The sequence below is a fragment of the Streptomyces sp. P3 genome (genome assembly GCF_003032475.1).
Taxonomy (GTDB): Bacteria; Actinomycetota; Actinomycetes; order Streptomycetales; family Streptomycetaceae; genus Streptomyces.
Genome location: NZ_CP028369.1, coordinates 2,183,247 through 2,197,385 on the forward strand (window position 1 = coordinate 2,183,247; position 14,139 = coordinate 2,197,385).

The following is a 14,139-nucleotide window of genomic DNA, read 5'->3' on the forward strand; positions in this document are numbered from 1 at the left end:
CGGCCGCCGCCGTGTGCTCGCTCCGCTCGCGCTCACTCATGATGCAGCACTACTTCCGAAGCTCGATGACGGTCTTGCCGATACGGATCGGCGCGCCCAGCGGAATCGGTGTGGGAGTCGTCAGCCGAGATCGGTCGAGGTACGTGCCGTTGGTGGAGCCCAGGTCCTCGACGATCCACTGGCCGTCGCGGTCCGGATAGATCCTGGCATGGCGGCTGGAGGCGTAGTCGTCGTCCAGCACGATCGTGCTGTCGTGCGCCCGGCCCAGCGTGATGGTCTGGCCCTGGAGCGCGACGGTCGTGCCGGTGAGGATGCCCTCGGACACGACCAGCTTCGTCGGTGCGTTGCGGCGCGTGCGGCCCGCGGCGGCGGGCTGCTGGCGCTGCTGCGGTGGCGCCTGCTGGCGCTGGGCCTGCTGTTGCGCCCGCCCGGCCTCCCGGCGCGCACCGCGCTGGGTGACACGCGTACCGAACAGGTCGCTGCGGATGACCTGCACGGCCACGATCACGAACAGCCACAGTACGGCCAGGAAACCCAGCCGCATGACCGTGAGGGTCAGCTCTGACATTGCCCCCGCTTCACCCTTCGGCTTGCCGGTAAATGATGGTGGTGCTGCCCACGACGATCCGCGAGCCGTCGCGGAGCGTAGCGCGGGTGGTGTGCTGCCCGTCCACCACGATGCCGTTGGTGGAGCCGAGATCCTGGATCGTCGAGGGCGAACCGGTCCGGATCTCGCAGTGCCTGCGGGAGACGCCGGGGTCGTCGATCCGCACGTCGGCCTCGGTACTGCGGCCCAGCACGAGCGTCGCGCGGGAGATCTGGTGGCGTGCGCCGTTGATCTCGATCCAGTGGCGGGTGCGTGACCCGGGCTGCGGAGCCCCGGCCAGACCGCCGCCTGCCGCGCCGGGACGCTGTGCGCCCGCGGCGGGCGGGTAGCCGTAGCCGCCGGGACGGGCGCCGGGAGCGCCGGGCGGCGGTGCGGAGGGCATCGGCGGAGCGCCTGCCGCGCCCGCGCCGGGATAGGCGGCGCCACCCGGTCCGCCGGAGCGCTGCCTGCCGCCGGCACCCGGCTGTTCCGGCGCCTGGCTGCTGGAGGAGGCGAGTGTACGGCTGCGCACCCGGTACAGACCCGTGTCGAGGTCGTCCGCCTTCTCCAGGTTGACCTTGATCGGTCCCATGAAGGTGTAGCGCTGCTGCTTGGCGTAGTCGCGCACCATGCCGGCCAGTTCGTCGCCGAGCTGGCCGGAGTAGGGGCTGAGCCGCTCGTAGTCCGGCGTGCTCAGCTCCACGATGAAGTCGTTGGGGACGACCGTGCGGTCGCGGTTCCAGATCGTGGCGTTGTTGTCGCACTCACGCTGGAGCGCGCCGGCGATCTCGACGGGCTGGACCTCGGACTTGAAGACCTTGGCGAAGGTGCCGTTGACCAGACCCTCGAGACGCTGCTCGAACTTCTTCAGAACTCCCATGGGGCACCTCCTCCGTCGTGGCTGCTGTCCCGTGCCGTGCTGCTTGCCTGGTGCTGCTTACCTGTACTGCTTACTGATCGTATCCACGCGCCGGTGAATCGGCTGGTTCCCCCTGTCGGCCCCGTCGACCGGTGTCGACGGCCCGCTTCCGCGCCTGCTGCACATGCTCGCTTCTGCCCAGGATCGTAGAGGCGGCCCGGGACCAGTGTCCCGCACCTGGCTGTGCTCCTCGTCCTGCTCCTGGGGAGACGGCCGCCATAGGTACGAGGTTGATACGTGAACCAGTCCTTGCGGAGACGTACGGGGACGCAGGGGGTCGCCCGGCGGCCTCCCACCTGCTCCCTGCCCGCCCGGAAGGGATGTGAACGCACCCTGGCGCGCGTGCTAATGTTCTGCATGTCGGAAGGCGACAGGCCGCAAAGCCCACAAGCCCGAAGACACACCCAATGCGCGGGTGGCGGAATAGGCAGACGCGCTGGATTCAGGTTCCAGTGCCCGCAAGGGCGTGGGGGTTCAACTCCCCCCTCGCGCACCAGCTGAAAGTCCCGCAGGTCTCAGACCTGCGGGACTTTCGCGTTTCTCCGGCCCGGGCGGTTGTGAGAGTGAGGCCGGAGACTGTGGGTCAGTCAGTGGCCGCTCACCGTGTGTGATGAACGTCTCAGGGGTGGGACGGGTGGGGGTGTGGGGCGGGAGCTCGCTCCGCCGGCCCTCGAAGGTCTCCGGAAACTCCTTGCGGTCGCGGACAGGGCGCGGAGAGTGTTTCACGTGAAACATGCCGGTTGTCGGCGGGTGCCCCCGGGAGTCCGTCACGAGGGAGTTGTCCACATTCTCGAAGTTGTCCACAAGGTATGACGGCTTTCGGCCAGCGGCTGTACGGTCTGCACAAGTTGATGTTCGCTTCGTCGGGCTCGTCACAGAGCTGCTGGGCGTATGGGTGCGGGGGAGGCGGTCATGATGACCGGGACCGGTGGAGCAGAGACCGGAACGAGCGGGACAAGCGGCATGACCGGGACAAGCGGCGTGACCGGAACGAGCGGCGTGACCGGAACGAGTGAAACGGTCGGGGCGCGCCGGATTCCCCGGGTGCGCGGGTTCGCCGAACGGGCCGGTGAGGGGAGAGGTGAGTGCTCCGCCGCGGGGTCCGGCGAGGCGGAAAGTCCCAAAGCGTCGGGCAGGGCACTGCGTGACGTGGTGCCGCGGTCGGCGCACGCCGGGCTCGACCTGGACGCCGGCCGGCCGGACGCGGTGGCCGCGGTCGAGGAGTCCAACCGGGGCCGCATTCCCGACCTGACACCCATAAGGGTCGGCCGGATGGCCGCCACACCGTTCGCGTTCCTGCGGGGCTCCGCCGGACTCATGGCGTACGACCTGGCCCGCACCCCTATGACCGGGATCCGCGCCCAGATCTGCGGTGACGCCCACGCCGCCAACTTCGGTCTGTACGGCGACGCGCGAGGCGGACTGGTCATCGACCTGAACGACTTCGACGAGACCGTCGACGGCCCCTGGGAGTGGGACCTCAAGCGCCTCGCCACCTCCCTCGTACTGGCGGGTCGCGAAGCCGGCGCGGACGAGGACACTTGCCGCAGGGCGGCGCACGGCGCGGCCGGTTCCTACCGCCGCACCATGAGGCTCCTGGCCAAGCTGCCCGTGCTGGACGCCTGGAACGCCATCGCCGACGAAGAGCTCGTCTCCCACGCCGATGCCCATGACCTGTTGGGCACCCTGGAACGGGTGTCGGAGAAGGCGCGGGCCAACACCAGCGGGCGGTTCGCGGCGAAGTCGACCGAACCGACGGAGGACGGCGGCCGGCGCTTCGTCGACGCGGTGCCGGTGCTGCGCCGGGTTCCGGACACCGAGGCCGCGGCGGTGGCCGCGTCCCTGGAGCACTACCTGACCACCCTGTCCGAGGACCGCCATCCTCTCCTCGCCCGTCACTCGATCCACGACGTGGCCTTCCGCATCGTGGGCACGGGCAGTGTGGGGACGAGGTCCTACGTGGTGCTGCTGCTCGATCATCGCGGTGAGCCACTGGTCCTCCAGGTGAAGGAGGCCCGCCCTTCGGCGCTCGTCCCGCACCTGCGGACCGCCGGTTTCGAGACACCGGAGGTGGACCATGAGGGCCGCCGGGTGGTGATCGGCCAGAAGCGCATGCAGGTCGTCAGCGATGTCCTGCTGGGCTGGACGACCGTCGAGGAACGCCCCTTCCAGGTAAGGCAGTTCCGCAACCGCAAGGGGAGCGTGGACCCGGCCGCCCTCGCCGCCGACCAGATCGACGACTACGGCCGCATGACCGGCGCGCTGCTGGCCCGCGCCCACTCCCACAGTGCCGACCCGCGCGTCGTCGCCGGCTACTGCGGCAAGAACGAGGAGCTGGACGAGGCGATCGCCGCGTTCGCCGTCGCCTACGCCGACCGCACCGAGGCGGACCACACGGACCTCGTCGCGGCGGTACGGGCGGGGCGGATCGCAGCCGAGACGGGGGTGTGACACCGCACGGCACGGTGGGGTGCGGTGGAGGGAGATTTCCCGGAGGCCGGCGGCGGTCCTTCGTGGGCGGTGTGCGCCGACGGTTCGTGGGGCTTGGCCTAGGCTGGTCGGGTGACGACCCCCGAAGCTGAGCAGCCCCGGCCGGAGGCACGGCTGGAGCAGGCCGTGCGGGCCGCCGAGCAGGCGTTGATCGAGTTCGAGATCGCGGTGGAGACCTTCCGCGTCGAGGTCGAGAACTTCTCGCGGCTCCACCACCAGAAACTCGGCCCGATGTACGCCCGGCTCGACGAGTTGGACGCGCAGATCGCCGAGGCCCGTGCCGCCCGTACCGGCGACCCCGAGGATCTGCGCAAGGCCGCCGAGGCCCGCGCCAGGGTGCTGCCGATGCCAGGGGTCGAGGAGCTGTTCCACGGCTGGATGGACGGGGAGGGACTGTTCCCGGAGGCCGCGGCGATGCTGACGGACCGGTCGGTCCGGCCTCCTGAGCGGGTACGGCCCAGCGAGGAGGCCCGCAAGCTGTACCGCGAGCTGGCTCGCAAGGCGCACCCCGATCTGGCGCAGGAGGACGCGGAGCGGGCCCGGCGTGAGGAGTTCATCACCCGCGTGAACGCGGCGTACGCCCGTGGCGACGAGGTGCTGTTGCGTGAGCTGGCCGAGGAGTGGGCGGCCGGCCCGGTGCCCGCCGAGCGCAGCCCGAGCCCCAGCGAGGAGCTCTACGCCCGTCTCGAGTGGCTGGCCAAGCGCAAGGAGATGCTGACGCTGGTGGCCAGGGAGCTGGAGGACGGTGCGATCGGTTCGATGCTGCGGATGGCTCCGGACGACCCCGACACCCTTCTGGACGAGATCGCCGAGAAGCTGCTCGCCGATGTCGCCGCACGTGAGGCCGAGCTGGCCGAGCTGGTCGGCTAGATCCGGTTGCGGGTAGCGTCGGGGCCATGAGTTTCGGAGCTGGTGTGCCCACGGTCGAGGTCGGGGACCTCAAGGACGACGACTTCCTGGTGGACGTCCGGGAGGACGACGAGTGGCAGGCGGGTCATGCCGAGGGGGCGTTGCACCTTCCCATCAGCGAGTTCGTGGCCCGTTACGGCGAGCTGACCGAGGCCGCCCCCCAGGATGGGCGGGTGCATGTCATCTGTCGTTCCGGCGGTCGTTCGGCGCAGGTGACCATGTATCTCGTGCAGCAGGGCATCGACGCGGTGAACGTGGACGGCGGCATGCAGGTGTGGGCGGCTGTGGGGCGTCCGGTCGTCACGGACGAGGGCGAGCAGGGTTTCGTCCTGTAGCCGACGCTCCCGTCGTGCGGTGAGCACTCTCGTCCGGCGGCCGTGGGTTTCGTGCTGAAGCGCTGAGTTTCGTGCCGTGGCCACGGGTTTCGTGCCGGGCAGGGGAGTCTCGTGCCGTGGGCAGGGGTTCAGTGCCGGACCGGGCGCCGGCCAGGTTCGGGTCGTCGTGCGGTCAGGCGAGAGGGCAGCCGGGTCGTCGTGCGGTCAGGCGAGAGGGTGGGCGGCCAGGAGGTCGCCCAGGGCCTCCTCGTGGGCCGCCGCCGGGCCGAGTGAGAGCTCCAGGTGTTTGGCCCAGGCGTGGTAGCGGTGCAGGGGGTAGTCGACGTCGGCGCCGAACCCGCCGTGCAGGTGCTGGGCGGTCTGCACGATGCGGCGTACTCCGTCCGAGGCCCAGATCTTGGCCAGGGCGACGTCCCCGGAGGTGGGCAGTGCGCCGGGTGTGCCCGAGGCGATCCGCCAGGCGGCCTGCCACAGGGTGACCTCCATCGCGCGCAGGTCGATGTAGCGGTCGGCGGCCTGGACGGCGACCGCCTGGAAGCTGGCGATCGGGTGTCCGAACTGCTCGCGTTTGCCGGCGTAGTCGCTGGTCATGGCCAGGACGCGGTCGCCGAGGCCGAGGGCCAGCGCGCAGGTGCCGGTGGCCAGCAGCGACCGAAGCCAGTCCCAGGCGCCGTCGGCGGTGATGACGTCGCGGGCCGGGATCCGCGCGGATTCCAGCCGCAGTTCCGCGAGTCGCTCGCCGGTGGTGGAGAACTGCGGCGCGAGTTCGACGCCTTCCTGTCCGCGAGCGACCACGGCGAGGATGCTGCGGTCGTCGGCGGTGTGTGCCGGTACGAGGATGTGGTCTGCCTCATAGGCCCAGGGCACGGCCGTCTGTACGCCGTCCAGCACCCAGGTTCCGCCGCTCGCGGCGTCGTCGGCGGGTGCGCCGTTCGGGTCGTCCTGCCGGGCGGTGACGGCGAGTTCGGCGGCATCATGGCCGGTGCGGCCGCTCGCGGCGACGGTCAGCACGGTCTCGCCCCGGCCGGCGCGGGAGAGCAGGGCGGATCTCAACTCCGGTCCACCGTGGGCCTGTACGGTCGCGGCGGCCGCGCTGGTCTCCAGCAGCGGTACCCGCGCGAGCACCTTGCCCGCCTCGCGCAGCACCAGGCACAGGGCGACCGCGTCCAGGCCCGCCCCACCGGACGTCTCGTCGAGCAGCAGACTCAGCAGGTCTGCCGCGGCGAGTTTGTTCCACAGGTCGCGGTCGAGGTCGTCGGCGACGGCGGCGCCCTGGGTGAGCGCGGGGCTCGGCACGCCGTCCGGAACGACCCCGGCGAAGACTCCGCGGGCCGCCTCGGCCGCGGCCTGCTGCTCCTCGGTGAAGGTGAAGTCCACGGCCGGTCCTCTCGACGGGTCAGCCGATCTGACAGGGCTGGCAGATCTGACGGAGCGTCAAGATAGAACAGGTTCCAGGAGAAGGGAACAGCAGCCTCGGCCCGAGAGGCCCGGCGGCTCAGCGGTCGAAGTCGACCTCCACTGCCTCGGTCAGCGGATGCGACTGGCACGCCAGCACATAGCCGGCCTCCGTCTCCTCCGGCTCCAGCGCGAAGTTGCGGTCCATGCGAACCTCGCCGCCGACGAGGAAGGCCCGGCAGGTCCCGCACACTCCGCCCTTGCACGCGTAGGGGGCGTCGGGACGGTTGCGCAGCACGGTCTCCAGGACCGACTCGCCGTCCCGCACCGGCCAGCTGCCGCCCCGGCCGTCGAGCCGGGCGGTCACGGTGGCGTGCGCGGGCGCGGTCGGGTGCACGGTGGGCGCCGCGCCGTCCACGTGGAAGATCTCCTCGTGGATCCGGGTACGGCCGACCCCGAGCTCTCTCAGCACTCGTTCGGCGCCCTGCACCAGTCCGTACGGGCCGCACAGGAACCATTCCGCCACGTCCGTCACCGGCAGCAGCGCCGGCAGCAGGGCGGTCAGCCGGTCCTGGTCAAGCCGTCCGGAGGGCAGCCCCGCCTGCTGTTCCTCGCGGGAGAGAACGGTGACCAGATGCAGTCGCTCCGGGTACCGGTCCTTCAGGTCGGCGACCTCCTCCAGGAACATCGTCGACGCGGCCGTGCGGTCGCTGCGGATCAGGCAGAACCGGGCGCGGGGTTCGCGGGCCAGCAGGGTGGAGACGATCGACAGGACCGGTGTGATGCCGCTGCCGCCGACGACCGCCGCGTAGAGGCCGGGGGCCGGGGCGAGGGTGAAGCGCCCGGCCGGCGTCATCACCTCGAGTTCGTCCCCGACGTTGATCTCTTTCAGCGCGTAGGTGGAGAACGCTCCGCCCTCGACCAGTCGCACGCCGACGCGTAGCGTGCTCGGTCCCTCGCCAAGGGCGTCGGGCGCGGGCGAGCAGATCGAGTACGTCCGCCGGATCTCGGCTCCGTCGGCCAGGCGGCGCAGGGCGAGGTGCTGCCCGGGCGTGTGCCGGTACTCCTCGCGCAGCTCGTCGGGGACGGAGAGCGTGAGGGCGACGGAGTCGTCGGTCAGCCGGTCCACCGCGGCCACGGGGAGCCGGTGGAAGCGGGCCATCACAACTCCTTGAAGTGGTCGAAGGGTTCGCGGCAGGCCAGGCAGCGGCGCAGCGCCTTGCACGCGGTGGAGGAGAACCGGCTGAGCAGTTCGGTGTCGGCGGACCCGCAGTGGGGGCAGTGCACCGGTTCCGGTTCGCGGGTACCGGCCGCCGGGGCGCGGAGGGCGCGGGTCGGCCCGAGTGCCAGTGGTACGGGTCCCTGCTCGCGCACGGCGCGGGGCGGCGCGATGCCGAACTCCCTTAGTTTGCGACGTCCTTCGGCGGTGATGTCGTCGGTCGACCAGGCGGGCGTGAGGACGGTGCGCACCGTCACCTCACGCATGCCGTGCTCGCGCAGCGTGCGCTGGATGTCCAGGGACATGGCCTCGACGGCCGGGCAGCCGGTGTACGTGGGGGTCAGTTCGACCTCGACGGTGTCCGCGCCGTGGACGTGGACGGCGCGTACGACGCCCAGCTCCTGGAGGGTGAGCACCGGGAGCTCGGGGTCGGGGACCGAGCCGGCGATCTCCAGGAGTTCCGCCTCCAGGGCGGTGGTCGTCGTCACCATGACGCCCCCGGGTGGCTGCGGTGCAGGTGCTGCATCTCGGCGAGCATCGGCCCGAAGGGCTCGGTGTGCAGTCCCTCGCGGCCGGCGCCGGCCCTCCAGGCGCCGGCGCGCGCCCCCTCCGGGACGCTCAGGCCGGCCTGCCCCAGTATCTCCCGCACCGACTCCAGCCAGGCCGATTCCAGGTCTGCCCGGTCGAGCTCGAGGCCCGTCACGGGGTGGAACATCTCTTTGGTGAACCGCCACAGTGCCGTGCACGCACGCTGCATGCGTTCGTGGCTGACGTCGGTGCCGTCGCCGAGGCGCAGGGTCCACTGTTCGGCGTGGTCGCGGTGGTAGGCGACCTCCTTGACGGCCTTCGCCGCGAGCCCGGCGAACGGACCGGTCCCGGCAGCCAGTTGCGCGTACAGCAGGTGCTGGTAGGTGGAGAAGTACAGCTGGCGGGCGATGGTGTGGGCGAAGTCGCCGTTGGGCTGCTCGACCAACTGCACGTTGCGGAATGCGCGTTCCTCGCGCAGGTACGCCAACTCGTCCTCGTCGCCGGCCATCGAGAGCAGGATCCTGGCCTGGCCGAGCAGGTCGAGCGCGATGTTGGCGAGGGCGACCTCCTCCTCGAGCACGGGCGCGTGGCCCATCCACTCCCCCAGGCGGTGGGAGAGCACCAGGGCGTCGTCCCCGAGGGCGAGGGCGGCGGTGCGCGTGTCGGCGGCGGTGTCGCTGTGGGCTGCGGCGCCGCCGTGGGTGTGCGCGGTCGTGGTCGCTGACGTGGTCACAGGTGCTTCACCCCCTCCGGGATCTCGTAGAACGTCGGGTGCCGGTACGGCTTGTCGGCGGCCGGTTCGAAGAACGGGTCCTTCTCGTCGGGCGAGGACGCGGTGACCGCCGAGGAGGGCACGACCCAGATCGAGACGCCCTCACCGCGCCGGGTGTACAGGTCGCGGGCGTTACGCAGGGCGAACTCGGCGTCCGGCGCGTGCAGGCTGCCGGCGTGGGTGTGGGAGAGGCCGCGCCGGGAGCGCACGAAGACCTCCCACAGGGGCCAGTCGGTGTGGGTCATGCCTGCTCCGCTTCCGTCGTCCGGGGAAGGCGTCTGGCCGCGTGGGCCGCGGCCGCCTCCCGTACCCATGCGCCCTCGTCGTGGGCGCGCCTGCGTTGGGTGATGCGCTGCTCGTTGCAGGGGCCGTTGCCCTTGAGGACTTCCTTGAACTCGGTCCAGTCGATGGCGCCGAAGTCGTAGTGCCCGCTTTCCTCGTTCCACTTCAGGTCCGGGTCCGGGAGCGTGAGACCGAGCGACTCGGCCTGGGGGACGCAGATGTCGACGAAGCGCCGGCGCAGTTCGTCGTTGGAGTGGCGCTTGATCTTCCAGGCCATCGACTGCGCGGAGTGCGCGGACTCGTCGTCGGGCGGGCCGAACATCATGAGCGACGGCCACCACCAGCGGTCGACGGCGTCCTGCGCCATCGCGTGCTGCTCCTCGGTGCCTTGGCTGAGGGCCAGCAGCAGTTCGTACCCCTGGCGCTGGTGGAAGGACTCCTCCTTGCACACACGGATCATCGCGCGCGCGTACGGGCCGTAGGAGCAGCGGCACAGGGGGACCTGGTTGGTGATCGCCGCGCCGTCCACCAGCCAGCCGATCGCACCGACGTCCGCCCAGGTCAGCGTGGGGTAGTTGAAGATCGACGAGTACTTCTGGCGGCCCGTGTGGAGTTTGTCGAGGAGGTCGTCGCGGCTGGCGCCGAGGGTTTCGGCCGCGCTGTAGAGGTAGAGCCCGTGGCCCGCCTCGTCCTGGACCTTCGCCATGAGGATGGCCTTGCGGCGGAGGGAGGGGGCGCGGGTGATCCAGTTGGCCTCCGGCTGCATGCCGATGATCTCGGAGTGGGCGTGCTGCGCGATCTGGCGTACCAGCGTCGCCCGGTAGGCGTCGGGCATCCAGTCGCGTGGCTCGATGCGTTCGTCCGCGGCCACCGTGGCGTCGAAGAGGCGCTCGTACGCCTCGAGCGCCGCGTCGTCGGACACTCCGCCGTCGCGCCGCGAGGCGTCCTTCTCCGTGCGGGCCGTCCGGTGGGCGGCTGCTGTCGCCATGCGGTCCCCCTTGACCTCGGGCCTCGGCTTCGCGCCGTGGCCTAGGCTCTGCCCGAGCCTTCTCCCGACCGATCGTTCGGTCCGTGCGATTCCATGGTGGGACGGCCGTCGTATGGTGTCAACCGCTGTGGATAACCTGCGGGCGTTCTCCGCGGAGGATCCGCCCCGCCTCCGTCCGGGGTCCGGGCACCGCGGGGGAGGGCTGGGCCGGACGGGTGAGGCTGAGTACCGTTCGCGATTGCGTGACGCAGCGCGCGAAGAGGACCGGTATCGGGGAACGGGGCGGAATGGACGCGTACGACGGAGGCCCAGACGCTCCACGGCGGGCGGACACGCCGGGCGGACCGACCTCGGCGGAGGGACCGGAAACGGCGGAGGAACCGGGCCTGTCGGAGGGGGCGGCCCTGTCGGACGGTCCTGATCCCTCCGGAGTGCCGCACACGGCGGGCGGGGCGGGCCCCTCGGGTGGGGCGAGCCCGTCAGACGGACCGGAAGCGGAGTCGCCGCCGGTCAAGGCCGCCGTGCCCGCGCCGCGCGCCGAACTCCGGGACTCCGGGTCCGTCCGAAGCAGGCAAGCCGCCGATGAGCCGGCCCTCGGTCTCGGCGCCGACACCGGCCCGGACGCCGACCCCTGCCACAGTCCGGATGCAGACCTCGGCCCGGATGCAGACCTCGGCCCGGATTCCGGCCCCAGCCCGGATTCCGACCCCAGCCCGGGTGCCGGCCCCGGCCCGGAGTCCGGCCCGGACCCCGAATCCAGCCCGGACTCCGAATCCAGTCCGGATCCCGGCCTTCTTCCGGACCCTGGACCCGAGCCCGCTTCCGCGGCAGCGCCCCGCCACCTCCCGCCCGGTTCCGGTGTGGCCGCTCTCTCGCCGCGTTACCAGGTCGGCGCGGCGCTGGCGGTGGCCGTCGTCGCGGTCGCCGTGTGCGTGCACGTCGGGATGGTGTTCCTGCACGTCGCGCCGTCGAACACCGTCACGAAGGCGCACGGCAAGGCGATCGACGACTGGATCTACCCGGAGTTCGAACAGAACTGGAAGCTGTTCGCGCCGAACCCGCTGCAGCAGAACATCGCCGTCCAGGTCCGCGCCCAGATCCGCGGCGTGGACGGCGGGTCGCGGACGACCGGCTGGTACGACCTGTCCGCGCAGGACGGCCGGGACATCGACGGCAACCTGGTGCCGAGTCACACGCAGCAGAACGAGTTGCGTCGTGCCTGGGACTTCTTCACCGCCACGCACGACAGCTCCGCCCGGCCCGTCGGCCTGCGCGGCGCCCTCGCCGAGACGTATCTGCGCCGGGTCGTGGTGATGCGTCTGGAGCGCGGCTCGGTCGACGAAGGCGGTGTCGTGGAGCGGGTGCAGGTCCGCTCCCGGACCACCAACGTGACCCCGCCGAAGTGGGGGACCGACAAGGTGTCGACGACTCCGGTGTACCGCGTACTGTCCTGGTGGTCCGTGCCGGACGGTGCGACCGAGGGAGGCGCGAGGTGAACCGGTTCTCCCTATCGGTGTCCGCCGCCGTCGCCCGTCTCACTGGTTCGGCGCTCGGGCCGTATCAGAGCGCCGTGGTCCGGATCGGCTTCAGCGGTACCTGGCTGCTGTTCCTGTTGCGGGAGTTCCCGCACCGCCAGGAGCTGTACGGCCCCGACGGCCCCTGGGACTGGGAGCTGGCCCGGCAGCTGATCGACAGCAACGGGGCGTTCACCGTCCTGATGTGGTCGCACGGGCAGGCGTGGTTCGAGACCGTGTACGCGCTCGCGCTGGTCGCCGCCGTGCTGCTGCTGCTGGGCTGGCGCACGCGCGCGATGTCGGTGCTGTTCATGGTCGGCGTGCTCTCGCTGCAGAACCGCAGCGTCTTCATGGGCGACGGCGGCGACAACGTCCTGCACCTGATGTCGATCTACCTGATGTTCATGCGCTGCGGCCAGGTGTGGTCGCTGGACGCCCGGCGGGCGCTGCGCGGACGGGAGGCACGCGCGCGGGGTGAACGGGTCACGGACCGGGTCGGTCCCGTTCTGTGGGCGGCGTCCGGGACGGTGCTGGTCGCGGTGACCGTGGCGGACCGTTTCCCCAGTGAGTGGACCATTCCGGCGCTGCTGTGGGCGGCGTGGGCCGCGCAGGGGCTCTGGTGGGCCGCCGGACGCCTCGGGAAGTCGGTGCAGCCGCGGATCCTGCTCGACGTGATCGGTAACGTCCTGCACAACGGCGCCCTCGTCGTGATCATGGTCGAGGCCTGTCTGATCTACGCGACGGCCGGCTGGTACAAGATCCAGGGCTCGCGCTGGCAGGACGGCACCGCCGCGTACTACCCCCTGCACCTGGACTACTTCTCGCCCTGGCCCGCGCTCGCCGATCTGGTGACCGCCAGCGGCACGATGGTCCTGCTCGCGACGTACGGGACCGTCATCGTGCAGGTGGCCTTCCCGTTCACCCTGTTCAACCGCCGGCTGAAGAACGTGCTGCTGGCGTTGATGATCGCGGAGCACACGGTGATCGCGGTCCTGCTCGGGCTGCCGTTCTTCTCGCTGGCGATGATCGCGACGGACTCGGTCTTCCTGCCGACGCCGTTTCTGCACCGGGTCGGCGGTTGGGCGGCACGCGCGCGCGAGGCGCTGCTCCCGGACCGTGGGCAGCCTGGTCCCGACGGCGCGCGGACGGAGGAGGCCGAGCCGCAGCCGCGGGATCCGGGAGGCCCCGACCGCCCGGATCCCGAGCACGCACCCGCGGCTTCCACGCCGGGCACGCGCGCGTAGGACCCACGCCGGGCACGCGGCGTGGGGTTCGGGCCGACGCTTTCGGCCCGGGTCCCGCGCCCGTGGCGCCCACGTAGGGTTCACGGCATGACCGACCCCGTGACCGCAGGTCTCGACCCGCTCGGCCGGTGGCGCCGGCTCGCCGACGGCGCCGTCCTGCTCGACGGCTTCCACGCCCTCAAGCACGCCGTGCGCTTCGGCGCGGAGGTTCCGGTGGCGGTCGCCGTCGACCGGGAGGCGGCGCTCGCCCTGGCCGGGGAACTCGCACCCGACGTGCGTGAGGCGCTGGACGGGCTGCTGACGGAGGTCCCGGAGGCGACGTACGCGTCCCTGGTGCCGCGTCCGCATCCCACCGCGGTCGCCGCCCTGGCCGTGCGGCCCTCGCGCGAGGCCCATCTGGACCGGCTCGGGCAGGCGTCCCGCACCACCCCGGTCGTGGTTCTGGACAACCCGCGCAACCTGGGCAACGCGGGGGCGGTGATCCGGCTCGCGGCCGGGTTCGGGGCGACCGGGGTGGTCACCACCGGCACGCTCGACCCGTGGCATCCGACCGTGGTGCGCGGCGGAGCGGGGCTGCACTTCGCGACGGCCGTGGAGCGGCTGACGGTGGACGAACTGCCGGCCGGCCCGGTGTTCGCGCTCGACCCGGAGGGCGACGACATCCGGGGCGTAGAGCTCCCGGACGACGCCCTCCTCGCGTTCGGCTCCGAGCGCAGCGGACTCTCCCCCGAGTTGCGCGCGCGGGCCGACCGTCTCCTCGCCCTGCCGATGCGCCCCCAGGTCTCCAGCTACAACCTCGCGACCAGTGTGGCCATGACGCTGTACCACTGGAGCGCCGCCGGGGGCGCTCCTCACCTCTTCGGAGCCTCGGCCCCGTAAGCGCCCCCGGGGGTCGCCAGGGGGCGCCTGGGCCCCTCGGGGGAGACGCCGGCGCCCTGCCGGTCTTCGGGCGGACGCC

The 14,139-nt window shown here is 71.6% G+C and carries 14 protein-coding genes and 1 tRNA gene; 7 read left to right on the plus strand and 8 right to left on the minus strand.

All coding sequences use genetic code 11. The annotated features are described in order from the left end of the window. Window positions 1-49 precede the first annotated feature (49 nt). Window positions 50-568, minus strand: a complete 519-nt coding sequence (locus C6376_RS09790) for an FHA domain-containing protein (protein ID WP_107443065.1) — start codon at window positions 566-568, stop codon at window positions 50-52. A 10-nt stretch (window positions 569-578) separates the two neighbouring features. Continuing rightward, window positions 579-1,466 (minus strand): DUF3662 and FHA domain-containing protein, encoded by an 888-nt coding sequence (locus C6376_RS09795; RefSeq protein ID WP_107443066.1) that lies wholly within the window; start codon window positions 1,464-1,466, stop codon window positions 579-581. 448 nt (window positions 1,467-1,914) lie between these two features. Between C6376_RS09795 and C6376_RS09800 the strand changes: the two genes are divergently transcribed. From C6376_RS09800 to C6376_RS09815, 4 genes are all read left to right on the plus strand, one after another. Next, a tRNA-Leu gene (locus C6376_RS09800) sits at window positions 1,915-2,001 on the plus strand. A 467-nt stretch (window positions 2,002-2,468) separates the two neighbouring features. After that, window positions 2,469-3,956 carry a DUF2252 domain-containing protein gene (locus tag C6376_RS09805; protein ID WP_107443067.1) on the plus strand — a complete coding sequence of 496 codons (1,488 nt, stop codon included), beginning with the start codon at window positions 2,469-2,471 and terminating at the stop codon, window positions 3,954-3,956. A 111-nt stretch (window positions 3,957-4,067) separates the two neighbouring features. After that, complete coding sequence (locus C6376_RS09810; RefSeq protein ID WP_107443068.1) at window positions 4,068-4,865, plus strand: J domain-containing protein; 798 nt, start codon at window positions 4,068-4,070, stop codon at window positions 4,863-4,865. Window positions 4,866-4,909: 44 nt separating this feature from the next. Continuing rightward, entirely contained in the window at window positions 4,910-5,239 is a 330-nt protein-coding gene (locus C6376_RS09815) for a rhodanese-like domain-containing protein (protein ID WP_107443069.1), read from the plus strand. Window positions 5,240-5,443: 204 nt separating this feature from the next. On the opposite strand, the gene C6376_RS09820 is transcribed toward C6376_RS09815, so the two are convergent. The 6 genes from C6376_RS09820 to paaA form a co-directional block, all read right to left on the minus strand. Next, on the minus strand, window positions 5,444-6,616 hold the full coding sequence (locus C6376_RS09820; RefSeq protein WP_107443070.1) for an acyl-CoA dehydrogenase family protein: 1,173 nt from the start codon (window positions 6,614-6,616) through the stop codon (window positions 5,444-5,446). Window positions 6,617-6,734: 118 nt separating this feature from the next. Continuing rightward, window positions 6,735-7,796, minus strand: coding sequence for a 2Fe-2S iron-sulfur cluster-binding protein (locus tag C6376_RS09825; protein WP_107443071.1), 1,062 nt, complete (start codon window positions 7,794-7,796; stop codon window positions 6,735-6,737). Continuing rightward, on the minus strand, window positions 7,796-8,344 hold the full coding sequence (gene paaD / locus C6376_RS09830) for a 1,2-phenylacetyl-CoA epoxidase subunit PaaD (protein ID WP_107443072.1): 549 nt from the start codon (window positions 8,342-8,344) through the stop codon (window positions 7,796-7,798). The genes C6376_RS09825 and paaD overlap by 1 nt, the downstream gene beginning before the upstream one ends. Further along, window positions 8,338-9,006 carry a 1,2-phenylacetyl-CoA epoxidase subunit PaaC gene (gene paaC, locus C6376_RS09835; RefSeq protein ID WP_254076355.1) on the minus strand — a complete coding sequence of 223 codons (669 nt, stop codon included), beginning with the start codon at window positions 9,004-9,006 and terminating at the stop codon, window positions 8,338-8,340. The genes paaD and paaC overlap by 7 nt, the downstream gene beginning before the upstream one ends. A 104-nt stretch (window positions 9,007-9,110) precedes the next feature. Next, window positions 9,111-9,398 (minus strand): 1,2-phenylacetyl-CoA epoxidase subunit PaaB, encoded by a 288-nt coding sequence (gene paaB / locus C6376_RS09840; protein WP_107443074.1) that lies wholly within the window; start codon window positions 9,396-9,398, stop codon window positions 9,111-9,113. Then, window positions 9,395-10,423, minus strand: a complete 1,029-nt coding sequence (paaA, locus tag C6376_RS09845) for a 1,2-phenylacetyl-CoA epoxidase subunit PaaA (protein WP_107443075.1) — start codon at window positions 10,421-10,423, stop codon at window positions 9,395-9,397. Before paaA ends, paaB begins: the two co-directional genes overlap by 4 nt. 431 nt (window positions 10,424-10,854) lie before the next feature. On the opposite strand from paaA, the gene C6376_RS09850 reads away from it, so the two are divergent. From C6376_RS09850 to C6376_RS09860, 3 genes are all read left to right on the plus strand, one after another. Continuing rightward, window positions 10,855-11,919, plus strand: coding sequence for a DUF5819 family protein (locus tag C6376_RS09850; protein WP_107448868.1), 1,065 nt, complete (start codon window positions 10,855-10,857; stop codon window positions 11,917-11,919). Beyond that, on the plus strand, window positions 11,916-13,181 hold the full coding sequence (locus tag C6376_RS09855; RefSeq protein ID WP_107443076.1) for an HTTM domain-containing protein: 1,266 nt from the start codon (window positions 11,916-11,918) through the stop codon (window positions 13,179-13,181). The genes C6376_RS09850 and C6376_RS09855 overlap by 4 nt, the downstream gene beginning before the upstream one ends. A gap of 87 nt (window positions 13,182-13,268) precedes the next feature. After that, window positions 13,269-14,060 (plus strand): RNA methyltransferase, encoded by a 792-nt coding sequence (locus C6376_RS09860; RefSeq protein WP_107443077.1) that lies wholly within the window; start codon window positions 13,269-13,271, stop codon window positions 14,058-14,060. Window positions 14,061-14,139: the final 79 nt, after the last annotated feature.